The sequence below is a fragment of the Verminephrobacter eiseniae EF01-2 genome (assembly GCF_000015565.1).
Lineage (GTDB): Bacteria > Pseudomonadota > Gammaproteobacteria > Burkholderiales > Burkholderiaceae_C > Acidovorax > Acidovorax eiseniae.
Genome location: NC_008786.1, coordinates 188,408 through 203,876, shown reverse-complemented (window position 1 = coordinate 203,876; position 15,469 = coordinate 188,408). Strand labels below are relative to the sequence as shown.

The window sequence follows — 15,469 nt, the reverse complement described above, 5'->3', positions numbered from 1 at the left end:
ACGGCGGCCGGCGCTTACGAATCAGTCCAGGGGGCGGACTTCCAAAGCGCACCGAATTCAGCCGCCGCCTTCTCCAGACGGGCTTGCCATGCTGCGCCCTCGAGATAATCCATCTCGGTGAATTGCGCCTGCATCTGCTGCTGAAATAGCGGATCGGCCGCCACCGAGCGCAGCGCATCGGTCAGCCGTTGCCGTGCATCGGCTGGCAGACCCGCCGGGGCGACGATGCCCCGCTCTGAATTGAAGACCAGATCGACATGCTGCTCATTGAAGCTCGGCACATCCGGGGCCAGCCGGGATCGGCCAGGGCTGGCCTGCGCCAGCACGCGCAGCTTGTCGCGGTATGGCATGACCTCGCCGAGGTTCATCCCCCCGACCAGCACATGGCCGCCCAGCACGGCGGTGCGCAATGGGCCGGCGCCGTTGTAGGGCACATGGGTGAATTGGGCGCCGGTCAGCCGTTCAAACAAAACCAGCGCCAGGTGGTCGTCGGTTCCGGTTCCGGTCGAGCCGTAGCTGATCTGCCCGGGCCGGGCCTTGGCATCGGCAATCAGGTCATCGATGCTGCGATACGGGCTGTTGCCGAGCACGCTGAACGCACTCGGGTCGCGAACGATGTTGGCTATGTAGGCAAAGTCGCCGGCCTTGAACCGGGTCCGTCTTTCCATCGGGAGGGTGACCAAGCCTGGCATGTTGCTCATTCCGATCAGGTAGCCGTCGGGCGCCGATTTGGCGACATGCGCCAAACCCAACTCGCCCGAGGCGCCTGGTTTGTTGCTGACGACGACCGGCACGCCAAGCCGTCTGGACAGGTGCAGCGCCAGTGTTCGCGCCGTGGTGTCGGTGCCTCCGCCGGCAGCGAACCCCACGACCAGTTCCATCGGCTTGTCGGGCCAGGCGGCCCAGGCGTTGCCGGTGGCCCATGCGCCGAACGCCCATGCGCCCAGCGCGCAAGCGGCCCTGCGGCGGGTGCCGGCCGAAAGGGGGCAGGCCCAATCAGACGCCAAATCAGACATATGTCGCTCCTTTCCTTGAGTGCGTCGTTTGCGTGCGGCCCGTGCTCATGGGCCAGGCCCGGGCACGGTGGGGCAGCCCCAGCCGGCCCAGAGCTTGGCAATCACGGCGTAGTCTTGGCGGCCATGACCTGCGGCGGCGGCGATGTCGTAGACGCTGTGCGCGCCTTGAATGGCAAACAGCGGAACGCCCAGTGTCTGCGCCAGTTGCAGGGCCAGGGTCGAGTCTTTTCGGGCCGCATCCAGGGGCATGCCGCCTGTGTAGTCGCCTTTGACGACCCGCTGTGCATAGCGGTAGGTGAGCGGTCGGTGCAGGCCCATCCGGGGATCGGAAAGCAGGGCGATCAGCTTTTCGCAACCCACGCCCGCAGCGGTGGCCATCGCGCCCGCCTCGGCAACGACCACCATGACCGCATGGGCGACCGCGTTGTTGATCACCTTGGCGGCCGCGCCTGCGCCCAGTGCGCCAAAATGAATCTGCCGGCTGGCGATGGCGTCGAGAACACCTTGGCTGCGGGCAATGGCATCGGGCTTGCCGCCGAGCGCAAGGGTGGCACTGCCTGCCGCCATCTGCTCGACACCCGCCAGGATGGATGCGTCGACGACATCGACCCCGAAAGGAGCCAGTCGCTTCTGGCCCGCATGGACATGCTCAGGGTTCACGGTGCTGCTCTCGATGACCACGGCGCCCTGCGGCAAGTGGGGCGCGATCTGCTCGATGACGCTCAGGGAACTGGCCGGACTTGGCAGGCACAGCACGACGACCCGGGTATCGGCCAAGTCCTGCGGCCGGCCCATCGGCGCAGCGCCGAAGAGGGCGCGGGCCTTTTCGACGCGGGTGTCGTCCAGGTCGAATACCTGCGTCGGAAAGTGGCGGCCAATGCGCTCGGCGATTGGATAGCCCATGTTTCCAAGGCCGTAGATGGCCACCGGGGGCGTGAGGGTCATGGGGTTCCGATGGGTGAGAAGGGATGCTTTGCCCGGACTGGTGCGGCCTTGTCGGGACTTGTCGGGGCTTTTCGGGACTTGTTGGGGCTTATCTGGAAATGCCCAGCGGCTGTTCATGCAGGCCGAAGTACATGCTCTTGACTTGCGTGTACAGCTTCAGGCCATCGATGCCTTTTTCCCGTCCGATGCCGCTGCTTTTGACCCCCCCGAAAGGGGTGCTCGCGACCGACTGCTTGTAGGTGTTGATCCAGACCGAGCCTGCCTCCAGCGCCCGACCGATACGCCAGGCTTTCTTGAAGTTTTCCGTCCAGATGCCACAGGCCAACCCGAATGCCGTGCCATTGGCCTGGTCGATCAAATCGGCTTCATCGCGAAACGCGAAAGCGACCAGCACCGGGCCAAAGGCTTCTTCCTGGCAAGTGGCCGCCCGGGGATGAAGACCATCGATCACCGTGGGAAGGTAATAAGCCCCGGCGGTGAATTCGGCACCCGCCGGCACCGCGCCGCCGCAGAGCACCTGCGCCCCTTCGGCGCGGGCGCGCGCGACAAACCTGATCACCCTTTCGCGGTGCCGCAACGATGCCAGGGGGCCCATTTCCACGCCCTCGGCGTCAGGGGGTGCCACCCGGAGGCGGCGGGCCTGCGCCACCACCTGTGCCAGCACCTCGGCGTAGACGCACTCCTCGATGAAAAGCCGGGAGCCGGCGACACAAGACTGGCCGGCAGAGCCGAAGATGCCGGCCACGACCGCCGCCACCGCATGTTCACGGTGGGCATCGGCAAACACGATATGCGGCGACTTGCCACCGAGTTCCAGCGCCGCAGGAACCAGTCGCTCAGCGGCCGCATGGGCAATGGCCTTGCCGGAATCCGTGCCGCCAGTGAACGAGATCATGCGCACGCCATGGTGGGACACGAGGGCTGCGCCGACATCGGCGCCCCGACCCTGCACTACTTGCAGCAGATGCTCGGGCAGCCCTGCCGCGTGTGCAATGCGCGCCAGTTCCGGCGCCAGCAGCGGCGCGTCCTCCGACGGTTTGAGAATCACGGCGTTGCCTGCCGCCAGCGCCGGGGCGACCTTGGTCGCGTCGTTCATGATGGGCGAGTTCCACGGCGTGATCGCCGCCACGACCCCGAATGGTTCGAGGACGGTAAAGGACACATAGTCGCCGCGCACAGGTGTCACGTCGGTTTGCAGCGTCTCGCAAACACCAGCGTAGTACCGGAAGGTGCCGATGGCCGACTCCACCATCGAGCGACACTCGCCCCATGGTTTGCCGTTGTCCTGCATCTGTAGCCGGGCCAGCGCCTGCTTTTCTGCCGCCAGGCCATCAGCAATGGCATGCAGCACCAGCGCGCGCTGGTGCGGCAGCAGTGACTTCCAGCCCGAATGCCGGAAAGCATTCCATGCGCGCGCGACGACTGCGTCGAGTTCCTGCGCGCTGGTGATGCGAACGCGGGCGATCTCGGCCCCGTTGGCCGGATCGATGCTGATGAGTTCCGATGCGGCTTGCCGCGTTGCCATGGTGCCTGCCTGATGGTTTCCGGGATGCGAAGTCTAGGAAGCCAAACCACGAAACACAAGCAGCGCGTTGTCGACAATATTGGCAATCAAACCATCAATGAAACCATCGATGAAACCATCGATGAAACCATCGATGAAATGAGCGCGTGGCCCGCACGCCGTGCCATGCAAAGCAGCGCAGTTGACGACCATCGGGACATGGGTAAGAAAAGCTCGTTCGCCGCCTCCGAGTCAGGCGCAGCAGGGGTGTGCGCCGCGCTGCCTGCGCCGGTGCAAGCCGTCATCGAAGCCATAGAGATGGATGTCATCCGTGGCCGGATACTGCCGCGCAACAGACTGATCGAAGACCACCTGATGGAGGACTACGCTGCCAAGCGCCATGTGGTCAGGGCCGCTCTGGCGCAGTTGCAGAGACTGGGGGTGGTCGTCAAACCCCCGCACCTGGGGGCGCATATCCGCCGGTTCGATGCGCAAAGTTTGCGCGACCTGTACCACCTGCGGGCCGTGCTGCACCGTGCCGCCGGGGCGAGCATGCCATTGCCCGTTGCGCCAGATCGGCTGATGCAGGTCCGGCATGCGGCCCATCACCGCACTGCGGTGGGAGGCGTAAGGGAGATTCCAGTCGAGTGGATGTGGGTTCATGTCATTCCACTGTGATTTTGTGCTGGCGGATCACCGTCGCCCAGCGGTTGCTGTCGGCCTGCACCATGGCGCCAAACTGCGCGGGCGTGCTGGGCGCGGCAGGCTCCACGCCCAGCTTGGCCAGGCTGGCGGCCACCTCGGGCGCCTGCACGGCCTTGGCAAAGGCCTGGTGCACGCGCGCGACCAGCGCGGGCGGCGCTCCGGCAGGCAGGTACACGCCGAACCAGGTCACCGACGAATAGCCGGGCAGGCCCGATTCGGCCAGCGTGGGCAGCTCGGGCGCCAGGGTGCTGCGCTTTTCGCTGGTCACGGCCAGGGCGCGCAGGCGGCCTGCCTTGGCGTGGGGCATGCCCGTGGGCAGGGAGTCAAAAAGTACGTGCGTCTGCCCGGCAATGAGGTCGGGAATGGCCAGCGCCGTGCCTTTGTAGGGGATATGGGTCATCTCCAGGCCCGCCTGGGCACTGAACGCGGCGGTGTTCAGGTGCACGATGGTGCCGTTGCCGCTGGTGGCGTAGTTGAGCTTGCCAGGGTGGGCCTTGCCGTAAGCGACGAGTTCACCCACGGTCTTGACGGGCAGCGAGTTGGTGACCAGCAGCACGCTGGGCGCGTCGGCCACGTGGGCCACGGGCGTGAAGTCCTTGCGCGGGTCATACGCCAGGCGCGGCATGAGGTGGGGGGATATGGCGTGCGTGCTGCTGGTGGTCAGCAGCAGCGTGTAGCCGTCGGCCGGGGCCTTGGCCGCCTCGGCCGTGCCGATGGTGCCGCCCGCGCCGGGCTTGTTGTCCACCACCATCTGCTGGCCCAGGTCGGCGGCCACGCGCTGGGTGACCACGCGGGCCACCAGGTCGGTGGCGCCGCTGGCCGGGAAGGGCACGATCACGCGCAAGGGGCGGTCGGGCCATGCGGCTTGCGCGTGGACGGTGGCGGATGCACTGGCCAGCAGGCAGGCCAGGCCCAGCGCGCCACGGCTCCAAGAGATAAGACGCATACAGAGCACTCCCCAACGGCAAAAAAGAATGGATGACCCGGAACCCGGGCTGCGGCAGCCGCCGCAAGGCGGCGTGACGAAAAGCCCATCTTAGGAAGCGATGCCTTGCATGGCTACCAACAAATAGGCAACCAGCTTTGCCGCCACGGCAAACCGATCCATGCTTTGGGCGGACCAACGGCACACTTTTGAAAGCCCTCGCCATGCGCGCCCATCTGCTGCAAGACACCACCCTGCGCTACTTTCTGGAAGTGGCCCACAGCGGCTCGCTGACCGAGGCCTCGGCCCGCCTGCACGTGGCGGCCTCGGCGCTGAGCCGCCAGATCGCGGGGCTGGAGGCGCAGTTGGGCACGCCGCTGTTCGAGCGGCACCCGCGCGGCATGGTGCTCACGGCGGCGGGCGAGATCCTCGCCATCCACGCCCGGCGCACGGTGCTGGACGCCGAGCGCGCCCTGGGCGAGATCGGCGCGCTGCAGGGCCTGCGCGCGGGCCAGGTGCGGCTGGCCACGTCGGACGCCTTTGCCAACGAGCTGGTGCCGCGCCTGTGCGTGGAGTTCCAGCGCACGCACACGGGCATCCAGTTCAGCGTGATCTCGCTGCCCACGGCCCAGGTGCCCGGCGCGGTGCGCAGCGGCGCGGCCGACATCGGCCTGTGCTTCAGCCGCGCGCCGCACCAGGACATCGAGGTGGCCTACCGCCAGACCGCGCCCGTGCGGGCGCTGGTCCCGCCCGGCCACCCGCTGGCCCGGGCGCGCAGCGTGTCCCTGGCGCAGATGGCCAGGCACCCCCTGGCCCTGCCTCCGCCCGAGACGACGGTGCGCCAGATGATCGACATCGTCTGCAGCCGCCAGGGTCTGCAGATGGCGCCGGTGCTCATCAGCAACCATGCCAAGACGGTGCTCAACTTCGTGGCGCACGGGGGCGGCCTGTCGGTGGCCAGCGAGATCGCCGCGCGCCACCTGGTGGCGGCAGGCGCCATCGTGGCCCTGCCCATCAGCGATCCGGGCATGGACCTGCGCGACCTGGAAGTGCAGACCCTGGCGGGCCGCAGCCTGCCGGTGGCCGTGCAGGCGTTTCTCGATTTGCTCAAGGAGCGGCTGCCGGAGCGCTGGTAGCCCAACCTGCCGCTCACCCCGACAGGAACTCGTCCGGCGCGAGCACCGGCAGCGTGGCAGCGGAAAAGTCGCGCACGTTGCGCGTGACGATACACAGCACGCCCGCGTGCCGCGCCGCCTCGTGCAGCACTGCGTCCTCATAGTCCGCAAAGCCGATGCCGAGCGCGTCCGTCAGCACCAGCCGGGTAACCGGCGCCACGTCGAACAGGCGCAGCAGGGCCTCAATCTGCCCGCGCGCGCGGCGGGCATCCAGGGCGCGGCTGGCCAGGTAGAACAAGGTGGTCACCGTCGTGGCGCACAGAAAGCCGCGCACTTCACCCCGCTCCACCAGCGCCATGGCCTGGGCAGACGCATGGACGTGGGGCTCGCGGTCGAGCAGCACGTCGAGCACCACATTGGTGTCGAACAGCACCGCCCTCATTGGTGCTTGGTCCGCAGATGCTCGCGCCATGCGCCCTCGTCCAGGTCTGCCACGCCTTTGAGCGCCCCACGCAGCGACGCGACGACCGGCGGCAGGGGCGCCTCCAGCGCCTGGCGCTGCGCGGCCACGGGTTCATCAAGCTGGACGAAGTAATCCGCCACCAATTGCGACAGCGACTTGCCATGGCGCTGCGCCCGCGCCTTGGCCTGGGTGATCAGGCGCTCCTCCAGCCGCAGGGTCAGTTTGGTTTGCATGATGGATACTCCGTTTGACGTACAGATTTCAAGAAATTGTACGTCACACCCTGCTGCGATGCATGTCAATACCCGTGCTGCTCCCGAAACGCCCGGGCCTTGCCGAAGTGCCCGTTGCCAATGAACGGCACCGGCGGGCGCAGCGCCGACAGCGGACAGGGGTGCTTGGACAGGAGCACCAGGTGCCCCCGGTCCTGCGGGATGAAGGCGCGCTTGGACTGCGCGTGCGAGCCCCAGAGCATGAAGACCACCGGGCGCGGGCCTTCGGCCACATGGCGGATGACGGCGTCGGTCAGTTCTTCCCAGCCCTTGCCGGCGTGGCTGGCCGCCTGGCCCTCTTTCACCGTGAGGCCGGTGTTGAGCAGCAGCGTAGCCGGGCCAGCGCCTGCTTTTCTGCCGCCAGGCCATCAGCGATGGCATGCAGCACCAGCGCGCGCTGGTGCGGCAGCAGTGACTTCCAGCCCGAATGCCGGAAAGCATTCCATGCGCGCGCGACGACCGCGTCGAGTTCCTGCGCGCTGGTGATGCGAACGCGGGCGATCTCGGCCCCGTTGGCCGGATCGATGCTGATGAGTTCCGATGCGGCTTGCCGCGTTGCCATGGTGCCTGCCTGATGGTTTCCGGGATGCGAAGTCCAGGAAGCCAAACCACGAAACACAAGCAGCGCGTTGTCGACAATATTGGCAATCAAACCATCAATAAAGCCATCGATGAAACCATCGATGAAATGAGCGCGTGGCCCGCGCGCCGTGCCATGCAAAGCAGCGCAGTTGACTACCATCGGGACATGGGTAAGAAAAGCTCGTTCGCCGCCTCCGAGTCAGGCGCAGCAGGGGTGTGCGCCGCGCTGCCTGCGCCGGTGCAAGCCGTCATCGAAGCCATAGAGATGGATGTCATCCGTGGCCGGATACTGCCGCGCAACAGACTGATCGAAGATCACCTGATGGAGGACTACGCTGCCAAGCGCCATGTGGTCAGGGCCGCTCTGGCGCAGTTGCAGAGACTGGGGGTGGTCGTCAAACCTCCGCACCTGGGGGCGCATATCCGCCGCTTCGATGCGCAAAGTTTGCGCGACCTGTACCACCTGCGGGCCGTGCTGCACCGTGCTGCCGTGGCGAGCATGCCATTGCCCGTAGCGCCAGATCGGCTGATGCAGGTCCGGCATGCGGCCCAGGCCCACGCGATGGCCGCCGCCACCGGGGATCTGGTGGCGATACACCGTAGCAACATGCTGTTTCATCGCCTGTTTTACGGCCTGTGCGACAACGCCTACCTTGCCGAGTCGATTCGGCTGCATGACTGGCTGAGTTTTCCCGCCCGGGCATACGCCATTGCCGAGCCCCAGGCCCTGGAGCAGGCTTGTGCGGAACATGCGGCGATGGTGGCCGCATTGGCTGCCGGCGACCAAGGCCAGTTGGAACGGCTTGCCGTGGCCCATATGGGCCGGGCAAGGGCCATCTATGAGCAGCGGTATCTGCGGGCTTAGGGCGCGTTTCCGATGCGCCGGCCAGCCGCCGCCGGTCCTGGCGCTCAGCGTGCCGCCAGGAGCTCGGAACCCGGCCCCTGCGCGGGCGCGCTGGCGATATGCAGCGTGCGGGTCGGGACGGCAAACTCCACGCCCAGCGCCTGAAGCTCGCGCATCAGCCCCAGGTTGATCGACTGCTGCAAGTCCATGTAGACGCCATAGGCCGGGTCTTCGACGAAGTAGACGACCTCGTAGTCGAGCGAACTGGCGCCGAAGGCTTTGAAGTGCGCGCGGTCGAAACGCAGTTTGGGCTGTGCCTCGATGAGCCGGCGCACGAGGCCCGGGATGGCTTGGGCCTGCTCGGGCGTGGTGCCGTAGGCGACGCCGAAACCGAACACGATGCGCCGCGTCTCCAGCAGGCGGAAATTGCTGATGGTCTGTTTGAGCAGGTCGGTGTTGGACACCACGATCTGCTCACCCTGCAGGCTGCGGATGCGCGTGGTCTTCAGGCCAATCACCTGCACGGTGCCGGAAATGCTGCCCACGGTGATGAAGTCGCCCACCTCGAAGGGCTTGTCCACCGCAATCGCCAGCGAGGCAAACAGATCGCCCAGGATGTTTTGCACCGCCAATGCCACCGCGATGCCACCGACCCCCAGGCTGGCGATGAAGGCCGTGATGTTCACGCCCACGTTCGACAGGATGGCCAGCAACACCACGCTCCACAGCAGGCTGCGCAGGCCCCAGGACAGCAGCGTGGCCGAGGCGCCGACCTGCTGCGCCGTGCCGGTCGCAGCGTTTGCCGGGCCATGGCGCTCCAGGTAGCGGTGCACGCCGAGGTCTATCGCGCGCCGGCCCCACAGCCCCATCTGCAAGGCCATGGCGACGAACCACAACTGGTCCAGGCGGTTTTCCCAGCGCCCGGGCAAGTCCAGCAGGCTGGCGCCGATCAGCAAGGCGAGCACCAGCATCAGCGGGCGGCTGGTGCCTTCGAGCACATCGACCCCCGTGCGGGCCGCTGCGCCGCCGGTCAGGCTGGCCCAGGTCTTGGCGCGCCCGGTGAGCAGGCGCAGCAGCAGCCCGATGAGCACATAGCTGGCCACGGCGGCGGCCAGCGCCAGCATCAGGTTCCACAGCGGCAGGCCGGCAAAGCTGGTCTGCCGGACCCAGTCCGCAAAGGCGTCGTATTGCATCTGAAGGCTCTCGCTGTCGTCGGTGTTCGTCGATGTTCGCCGGTGCGCTCGTCGATTCCGGGGGATTCACTGCAACTGCTGCGCGAGCTGATGCAGCACCTGGTAGCAGGCGAGCACGCGGCCGACGCTGGCGTTGGGCTCGCGGCGCTCGCGGATGGCGGCGAAGAATTCGCGGTCCTGCAGTTCGATGCCGTTCATCGACACATCGACGGTGGAGACATCGATCCGTTCTTCGTTGCCGGTGAACAGGTCGTCGTAGCGGGCGATGTAGGTGGCGCTGTCGCCGATGTAGCGAAACCAGGTGCCCAGCGGGCCGTCGTTGTTGAAGCTCAGGCTCAGCGTGCAGATGGCGCCATTGGCCGCCTTCAGTTGTATGCTCATGTCCAGCGCGATGCCCAGCTCCGGGTGGATCGGGCCCTGGATGGCGTTGGCTTGCACGATCGGGCTGTTGGTCTGGTAGGCGAACAGGTCCACGGTGTGGGCGGCATGGTGCCAGAGCAGGTGGTCGGTCCAACTGCGGGCCTGGCCGAGGGCGTTGGTGTTGCTGCGGCGAAAAAAATAGGTCTGCACGTCCATTTGCTGGATGTTGAATTCCCCTTTCCGGATGCGCTGGTGCAGGTACTGGTGGCTCGGGTTGAAGCGCCGGGTGTGGCCGCACATGGCCACCAGGGCGGTCTGCCGTTGCAGCGCCAGCACGGCTTGCGCGTCCTGGAGGCTGTCGGCCAGCGGGATTTCGACCTGCACATGCTTGCCGGCCCTCAGGCAGGCCATGGTTTGTTCGGCATGCAAAGGGGTGGGGGTGCACAGGATCACGGCGTCGATGTCGGGCCGGGCCAGGGCTTCGGCCAGGTCGATGCCCGCGTGGGCGATGCCGTATCGGGCGGCGATGGCGCAGGTTTTGTCCAACTCGCGGCCGATCAGCGCGGCGACCTGCACGCCGTCGATGTTTTTGATGCCGTCCAGGTGCTTGATGCCGAAGGCGCCGGCACCGGCCAGCGCGACTTTGATGGTGGGGGTCATGGGTTCTCCAAAATCAGGTGGCCGACGGCCGTGTTGGATGCGGGCACATGGTAGAAGCGGTGCACGACCTTCGGGGGCCTGCCGGTGGCGCCATCGGCCGCCGCATCCGGCGTCGCACCGCGCGCCACATCCGACATCGCGCCGCGCGCGATGAGCCACATCACCAACTCGATGCCTTCGCTGCCCGCCTCGCGCACGTAGTCGATATGGGGGATGCTGGCTGCGGCTTCGGGGTCCGTGATGAGTTGGTCCAGGAAGGCGTTGTCGAATTCTTTGTTGATCAACCCGGCCCGGGGGCCTTGCAACTGGTGGCTCATGCCGCCCGTGCCCCAGATTTGCACGTTCAGGTCTGCGTCGTAGCTTTCGATGGCCCGGCGGATGGCCTGGCCGAGCTGGTAGCAGCGGCGGCCGCTGGGCACGGGGTATTGCACCACATTGACCGCGAAGGGGATGACCGGGCAGGGCCAGGCCAGGGGCTGGCCGCACATCAGCGACAGCGGCACCGTCAGGCCGTGGTCCACGTCCATTTTGTTGACGATGGTCAGGTCGAAGTCTTGCTGTATCACCGATTGCGCGATGTGCGCGGCCAGTTCCGGGTGGCCGATGACCGGGGGCACGGGGCGCGGGCCCCAGCCTTCGTCGGCCGGCTGGAATTGGGCGGCCGTGCCGATGGCAAAGGTCGGGATCATCTCCAGGCTGAATGCCGTGGCGTGGTCGTTGTAGACCAGCAAGATCACGTCGGGCCGGTGCTCCCTGAGCCATTGCCGGGACAAGTCGTAGCCGGCAAACAGCGGCTTCCAGTAGTCTTGCTGTGTCTTGCCCTGGTCGATGGCGGCGCCGATGGCCGGGACATGGGAGCTGAAGACCGCAGCGCTGATCCGGGCCTTGGCCGGGCGCGCGCCGGTTGGCTGCGCCGGCGGCGCGGGCTGCGTCCGGGTTGCGCCGTTTTCTCCGGGCACGCGCAGGCCGTTGGCCGGGCGCCCGCCACTGATCATCATGTCGCGGTATTGCTCTTCGCTCAGGCCGGTCATGCTGCCGGCCATTTGCTGGAAGCTCTTGCCGTCGGTGGCGCCGATTTTGGCCAGGAAGTAGATGTTGCCGCCCAGGCGCAGGCATTGGTTCAGGTCGCGCGCGAGCACGGCCTGTTTTTGCGCTTCGGTCAGCGCCCAGCGGTCGAGGTAGGCGCGCTCGTCGGCCTTGAAGCGTGCGCGGTTGTCGGCCTGCATCAGGCTCATGCAGAACTGGTTGAGCCAGTAGCCTTTGCGGCTTTGCTCGGCGTCAAAAATGATCGTGCCGGGCACGTCCAGATAGGGTTTGTCCAGTGACATGGGTCAGGCTTTCCGGGTTGGTGGGGGTAGCGCAGTGCGGGCGGTGAGCGGTGCGCGCAAGGTCAACATTCTTCGGGCCAGTAAAGGCGCATCGGGTTGTCCACCAGGAGTTGCTGGCGCAGCGCTGGCGTTTGCGCAATCTGCGCGATGTAGTCCACCAGCAGGCCGTCGTCGGGCATATGGTCGCGCAGGTTGGGGTGCGGCCAGTCGCTGCCCCACAGCACGCGCTCCGGGAACGCTTGCACCACGCGGCGCGCAAACGGCAGCACGTCGGCGTAGGCATTTCGTTCGCCGTTCAGGGCCGGGGGGCCGGTCAGGCTCAGGCGTTCGGGGCAACTGACCTTGCTCCACACATGGGGGTGCTGGTGCATGAGTTCGAGGAACAGCCCGAAGTCGGGGCCGTCCACGGGCTGGCTCACGTCGGGGCGGCCCATGTGGTCGACCACCACGGTGGTGGGCAGCGCGGCAAAAAAGTCCCACAGCCCGGGCAGGTCTGCGGCCTCGAAGTAGATCACCACATGCCAGCCCAGTTTGGCGATGCGCGCCGCAATCTCCATCAGTTCGTCCCGGGGCGTGACATCGACCAGGCGCTTGACGAAGTTGAAGCGCACGCCGCGCACGCCAGCGTCGTGCAGCGCCTGCAGTTGCTCATCGCTCACCGAGCGCTCGACGCTGGCCACGCCGCGCGCCCGGCCGCCCGAGTGCCGCAGCGCATCGACCAGGGCGCGGTTGTCGCTGCCATGGCAGGTGGCCTGCACCACCACGTTGCGCGCAAAGCCGAGGTGCTCGCGCAGCGCATACAACTGCGCCTTGCCGGCATCACAGGGCGTGTATTTGCGCTCGGGCGCGTAGGGAAACTCGGCCCCGGGGCCGAACACATGGCAGTGGGCGTCGACGGCGCCTGCGGGCAATTGCCAATGGGGCTTGCCCGGGTTGGGGTGCCAGTCGAGCCAGCCGGGGGTTTTGCTGAATGCGCTCATGGGGGTTCTGGGGGATATGGGGGTTCTGGGGGTTGGCCGCTCGTGATCCGGTGTTCGCTGCTTTTTTGGGTGGCTATGGGGGAATGCTTTGCTTGGCGCATGGGGCCCCGGATCGATCGTGTCACCTTCGGCCTGCGCGACGGGGGTGTTTCAGGCCATTTCCCTGGCCTTCAGGCGCGCATCGAGCCGGGGGAACACCCGGCGCGCATTGCCTTCGTAGATCTGCTGCCGGTCTTGCGCGCTCAGCGTGCCGCAGGCTTCGATATAGCGCCGGGTGTCGTCGTAGCAGTGGCCGGTCTGCGGGTCGATGCCGCGCACCGCGCCTATCATCTCGCTGGCGAACAGCACATTCCTGACCGGTATCACGCGGTGCAGCAGGTCGATGCCGGGCTGGTGGTAGACGCAGGTGTCGAAAAAGATGTTGTCCAGCAGGTGCTCTTCGAGCAGTGGTTTCTTCATCTCCTGCGCCAGGCCGCGAAAACGCCCCCAGTGGTAGGGCACGGCCCCGCCGCCATGGGGGATCAGGAATTTGAGCGTCGGAAAGTCCTTGAACAAGTCGCCCTGCAGGCATTGCATGAAGGCTGTGGTGTCGGCATTCAGGTAATGCGCGCCGGTGGTGTGAAAGCAGGGGTTGCAACTGGTGCTGACGTGGATCATCGCGGGCAGATCGTACTGCACCATCTTTTCATAAAGCGGGTACCAGTGCCTGTCGGTCAGCGGCGGGCTGCTCCAGTGGCCGCCCGAGGGGTCGGGGTTCAGGTTGATGCCCACGGCGCCATATTCGTGCACGCATTTTTCCAGTTCGGCAATGCAACTGGCCGGCGCAACGCCCGGGCTTTGCGGCAGCATCGCCACGGGCACGAAATGCTCGGGAAACAGCGTGCAGACGCGATGGCACAGCGCGTTGCAGATGGCCGCCCAGCGGCTCGACACCTCAAAGTCGCCGATATGGTGGGCCATGAAGCTGGCGCGCGGCGAGAACAGCGTGATGTCGCTGCCGCGCTCTTGCATCAGGCGCAGTTGGTTGCCCGCGATCGACGCGCGCAGTTCGTCGTCGCTGATCTTCAGATCGGCCACGGCGGGCATGGCAGCGGGGTTGCGGATGCCCGCGATCTGCGCGTTGCGCCAGTCCTCCAGCGCCTTGGGGGCCGTGGTGTAGTGACCATGGCAGTCGATGATCAGACTCATAGCGTTTGGCTCCTTGGTGCTCGCCGGCTGCGGGTGCTGCGCCGTCAGGCCGGCTCCATGCCCTGGCGGCGCTTGGCGTCTTGCGCCAGCGGCGATGCCAGGTAGGCCAGCAGTGCGCGGGCCGCATCGACCTGCAGCGACTGCGCGCCCACAGCGGCGGAAAAAGTGGTGTTGATCTGTAGCGCGGGCGGCAGCGGGCCGACGATGTGGATGCCCGGCACATGCAGCAACTCGCTGTGCTGCTGAAAGCCCAGTTCCGCCGCGCCAGCGGCAATCAGCGCGCCCACCGGCACACCGGGCGGCGCCTGCACCATGCGCTCGTGCAGCGCATCGGCAATGCCCCAGCGCCGAAACAGCCGGACCAGGGCCACACCGCTAGGCCCGGTGGAATGGCCAATGCGGTCTGCCGCGAGCACGGTCTGGCGCAGCGCCTCTTCAGAGTGGATGTCCGGCAGCGGCGCCCCGGCGCGCACCGCCACGGCCATGCCGGAGCACACCCAGTCCACCTTGCTGCCGGGCAGCAGCCGGCCGGCGGCCATCAGCTTGTCGATGGCATCCGATGCCAGCAGCACCAGGTCGAAGACCTCGCCGTCCTGCACGCGCCTGGCCGCATCGACGCCAGCCACCGACTCGACGCTCGCGCCATGCCCCGAGCGCTGCGTAAACCCGGGCAGCAGTTCGACCAGCAACTGGCGCGTGGCCATCGACGCGATGCAGCGCAGCCCGAGCCTTGTCATCGGCGGCCCCCGCAGACGATCTGCCGGCGCCGGGGGGCGAGCAGATTCCCTGTGGAGGGGGGCTGACGATGCCGACGGTACTGGCAATCGGCGACAGTGCGGTGCATGTCGCCGATTATGGCCGGCACCGACGCGAACATGAAGGCCGCCGCAGCACTGCATCTGTCGCTGCTTGCCCGGACGGTGGCCACAGCGCGCACCGATTGCAGCCCGTGGCACCAGGGTGTCGGCAGGGGACGGCCCACTGCGTGCCGGGCGCGCCGGTCTCGAATCGGCCGAGCGCATGGCGTGGCACACAGCGCCGGGATGGATGCGCAGCGTGACCGGCAAGACGGGTGCTGGTGTGCACCGGAATGTGCGTGTCTCGGGTTGTGATGGCTGATGCGCTCCATTGAATCGCTCCATGGGCAAGACTTGCCGCAGGTGGGCTGGCGGATTCCCCGGTGGAGCCCGCGCAGCACCGATGTGCCGGCGCTGGCCCGGCGCTGGGGCTGCGATGCGGGCACCGCCGGGGGCCATCCGGGCGGCGTGGTTCCGGGATGCCGGCGCGCCACCGCGCCCGACGCCGACGCGCCAAGACCATGGCGCAGGCGCCGATCTGTCGCGCAGGCCGGTGGTTCGATCATGGCCGTCGCAGCATCCTTGGCCCGGG

The 15,469-nt window shown here is 67.0% G+C and carries 17 protein-coding genes and 1 pseudogene; 3 read left to right on the top strand and 15 right to left on the bottom strand.

Annotated elements, in window-relative coordinates:
* Positions 1 to 14: 14 nt before the first annotated feature.
* From VEIS_RS00910 to VEIS_RS29480, 4 genes are all read right to left on the bottom strand, one after another.
* Positions 15 to 1,016 carry a tripartite tricarboxylate transporter substrate binding protein gene (locus VEIS_RS00910; RefSeq protein WP_011807994.1) on the bottom strand — a complete coding sequence of 334 codons (1,002 nt, stop codon included), beginning with the start codon at positions 1,014 to 1,016 and terminating at the stop codon, positions 15 to 17.
* A 45-nt stretch (positions 1,017 to 1,061) separates the two neighbouring features.
* Positions 1,062 to 1,961, bottom strand: a complete 900-nt coding sequence (locus tag VEIS_RS00905) for an NAD(P)-dependent oxidoreductase (protein ID WP_041949704.1) — start codon at positions 1,959 to 1,961, stop codon at positions 1,062 to 1,064.
* Positions 1,962 to 2,049: 88 nt separating this feature from the next.
* Positions 2,050 to 3,486: an aldehyde dehydrogenase gene (locus VEIS_RS00900; RefSeq protein ID WP_011807992.1), complete on the bottom strand. Its 1,437-nt coding sequence runs from the start codon at positions 3,484 to 3,486 to the stop codon at positions 2,050 to 2,052.
* Between the two features lie 33 nt (positions 3,487 to 3,519).
* Positions 3,520 to 3,678, bottom strand: coding sequence for a hypothetical protein (locus VEIS_RS29480; protein WP_198137940.1), 159 nt, complete (start codon positions 3,676 to 3,678; stop codon positions 3,520 to 3,522).
* A 6-nt stretch (positions 3,679 to 3,684) separates the two neighbouring features.
* On the opposite strand from VEIS_RS29480, the gene VEIS_RS00895 reads away from it, so the two are divergent.
* A complete protein-coding gene (locus VEIS_RS00895; RefSeq protein ID WP_049773772.1) occupies positions 3,685 to 4,143 on the top strand; it encodes a GntR family transcriptional regulator in 459 nt (152 codons plus the stop codon).
* Here VEIS_RS00895 and VEIS_RS00890 read toward each other — a convergent pair.
* On the bottom strand, positions 4,130 to 5,116 hold the full coding sequence (locus VEIS_RS00890) for a Bug family tripartite tricarboxylate transporter substrate binding protein (protein ID WP_011807990.1): 987 nt from the start codon (positions 5,114 to 5,116) through the stop codon (positions 4,130 to 4,132). The two genes, VEIS_RS00895 and VEIS_RS00890, sit on opposite strands and share 14 nt — an antisense overlap.
* Before the next feature lie 203 nt (positions 5,117 to 5,319).
* Between VEIS_RS00890 and VEIS_RS00885 the strand changes: the two genes are divergently transcribed.
* Positions 5,320 to 6,231: a LysR substrate-binding domain-containing protein gene (locus VEIS_RS00885; RefSeq protein WP_011807989.1), complete on the top strand. Its 912-nt coding sequence runs from the start codon at positions 5,320 to 5,322 to the stop codon at positions 6,229 to 6,231.
* 13 nt (positions 6,232 to 6,244) lie between these two features.
* Here VEIS_RS00885 and VEIS_RS00880 read toward each other — a convergent pair whose 3' ends face one another.
* The 4 genes and pseudogenes from VEIS_RS00880 to VEIS_RS27985 form a co-directional block, all read right to left on the bottom strand.
* Positions 6,245 to 6,652 (bottom strand): PIN domain-containing protein, encoded by a 408-nt coding sequence (locus tag VEIS_RS00880; protein ID WP_011807988.1) that lies wholly within the window; start codon positions 6,650 to 6,652, stop codon positions 6,245 to 6,247.
* The gene (locus VEIS_RS00875) at positions 6,649 to 6,906 is read right to left on the bottom strand and encodes a DUF6364 family protein (protein WP_041949703.1); all 258 of its coding nucleotides are present in this window, start codon (positions 6,904 to 6,906) and stop codon (positions 6,649 to 6,651) included. Before VEIS_RS00875 ends, VEIS_RS00880 begins: the two co-directional genes overlap by 4 nt.
* A 65-nt stretch (positions 6,907 to 6,971) precedes the next feature.
* A pseudogene (locus VEIS_RS00870) lies at positions 6,972 to 7,280 on the bottom strand (uracil-DNA glycosylase); the annotation flags it as partial.
* Entirely contained in the window at positions 7,247 to 7,507 is a 261-nt protein-coding gene (locus tag VEIS_RS27985; RefSeq protein WP_232287987.1) for an aldehyde dehydrogenase family protein, read from the bottom strand. The gene VEIS_RS27985 and the pseudogene VEIS_RS00870, both read right to left, overlap by 34 nt.
* 186 nt (positions 7,508 to 7,693) lie before the next feature.
* Here VEIS_RS27985 and VEIS_RS00860 point away from each other — a divergent pair, with 186 nt between their 5' ends.
* Positions 7,694 to 8,392: a GntR family transcriptional regulator gene (locus VEIS_RS00860; RefSeq protein ID WP_049773771.1), complete on the top strand. Its 699-nt coding sequence runs from the start codon at positions 7,694 to 7,696 to the stop codon at positions 8,390 to 8,392.
* 44 nt (positions 8,393 to 8,436) lie between these two features.
* On the opposite strand, the gene VEIS_RS00855 is transcribed toward VEIS_RS00860, so the two are convergent.
* The 6 genes from VEIS_RS00855 to VEIS_RS00830 form a co-directional block, all read right to left on the bottom strand.
* Positions 8,437 to 9,564, bottom strand: coding sequence for a mechanosensitive ion channel family protein (locus VEIS_RS00855; protein ID WP_011807983.1), 1,128 nt, complete (start codon positions 9,562 to 9,564; stop codon positions 8,437 to 8,439).
* A gap of 66 nt (positions 9,565 to 9,630) precedes the next feature.
* Positions 9,631 to 10,584: a Gfo/Idh/MocA family oxidoreductase gene (locus VEIS_RS00850; RefSeq protein ID WP_011807982.1), complete on the bottom strand. Its 954-nt coding sequence runs from the start codon at positions 10,582 to 10,584 to the stop codon at positions 9,631 to 9,633.
* Positions 10,581 to 11,912 (bottom strand): protocatechuate 4,5-dioxygenase subunit alpha/beta, encoded by a 1,332-nt coding sequence (locus VEIS_RS00845; protein WP_011807981.1) that lies wholly within the window; start codon positions 11,910 to 11,912, stop codon positions 10,581 to 10,583. Before VEIS_RS00845 ends, VEIS_RS00850 begins: the two co-directional genes overlap by 4 nt.
* Before the next feature lie 62 nt (positions 11,913 to 11,974).
* On the bottom strand, positions 11,975 to 12,892 hold the full coding sequence (locus tag VEIS_RS00840; RefSeq protein WP_011807980.1) for an amidohydrolase family protein: 918 nt from the start codon (positions 12,890 to 12,892) through the stop codon (positions 11,975 to 11,977).
* A gap of 150 nt (positions 12,893 to 13,042) precedes the next feature.
* Entirely contained in the window at positions 13,043 to 14,080 is a 1,038-nt protein-coding gene (locus VEIS_RS00835) for an amidohydrolase family protein (RefSeq protein WP_011807979.1), read from the bottom strand.
* A 44-nt stretch (positions 14,081 to 14,124) separates the two neighbouring features.
* On the bottom strand, positions 14,125 to 14,817 hold the full coding sequence (locus tag VEIS_RS00830; RefSeq protein ID WP_011807978.1) for a substrate-binding domain-containing protein: 693 nt from the start codon (positions 14,815 to 14,817) through the stop codon (positions 14,125 to 14,127).
* Between the last annotated feature and the right edge of the window lie 652 nt (positions 14,818 to 15,469).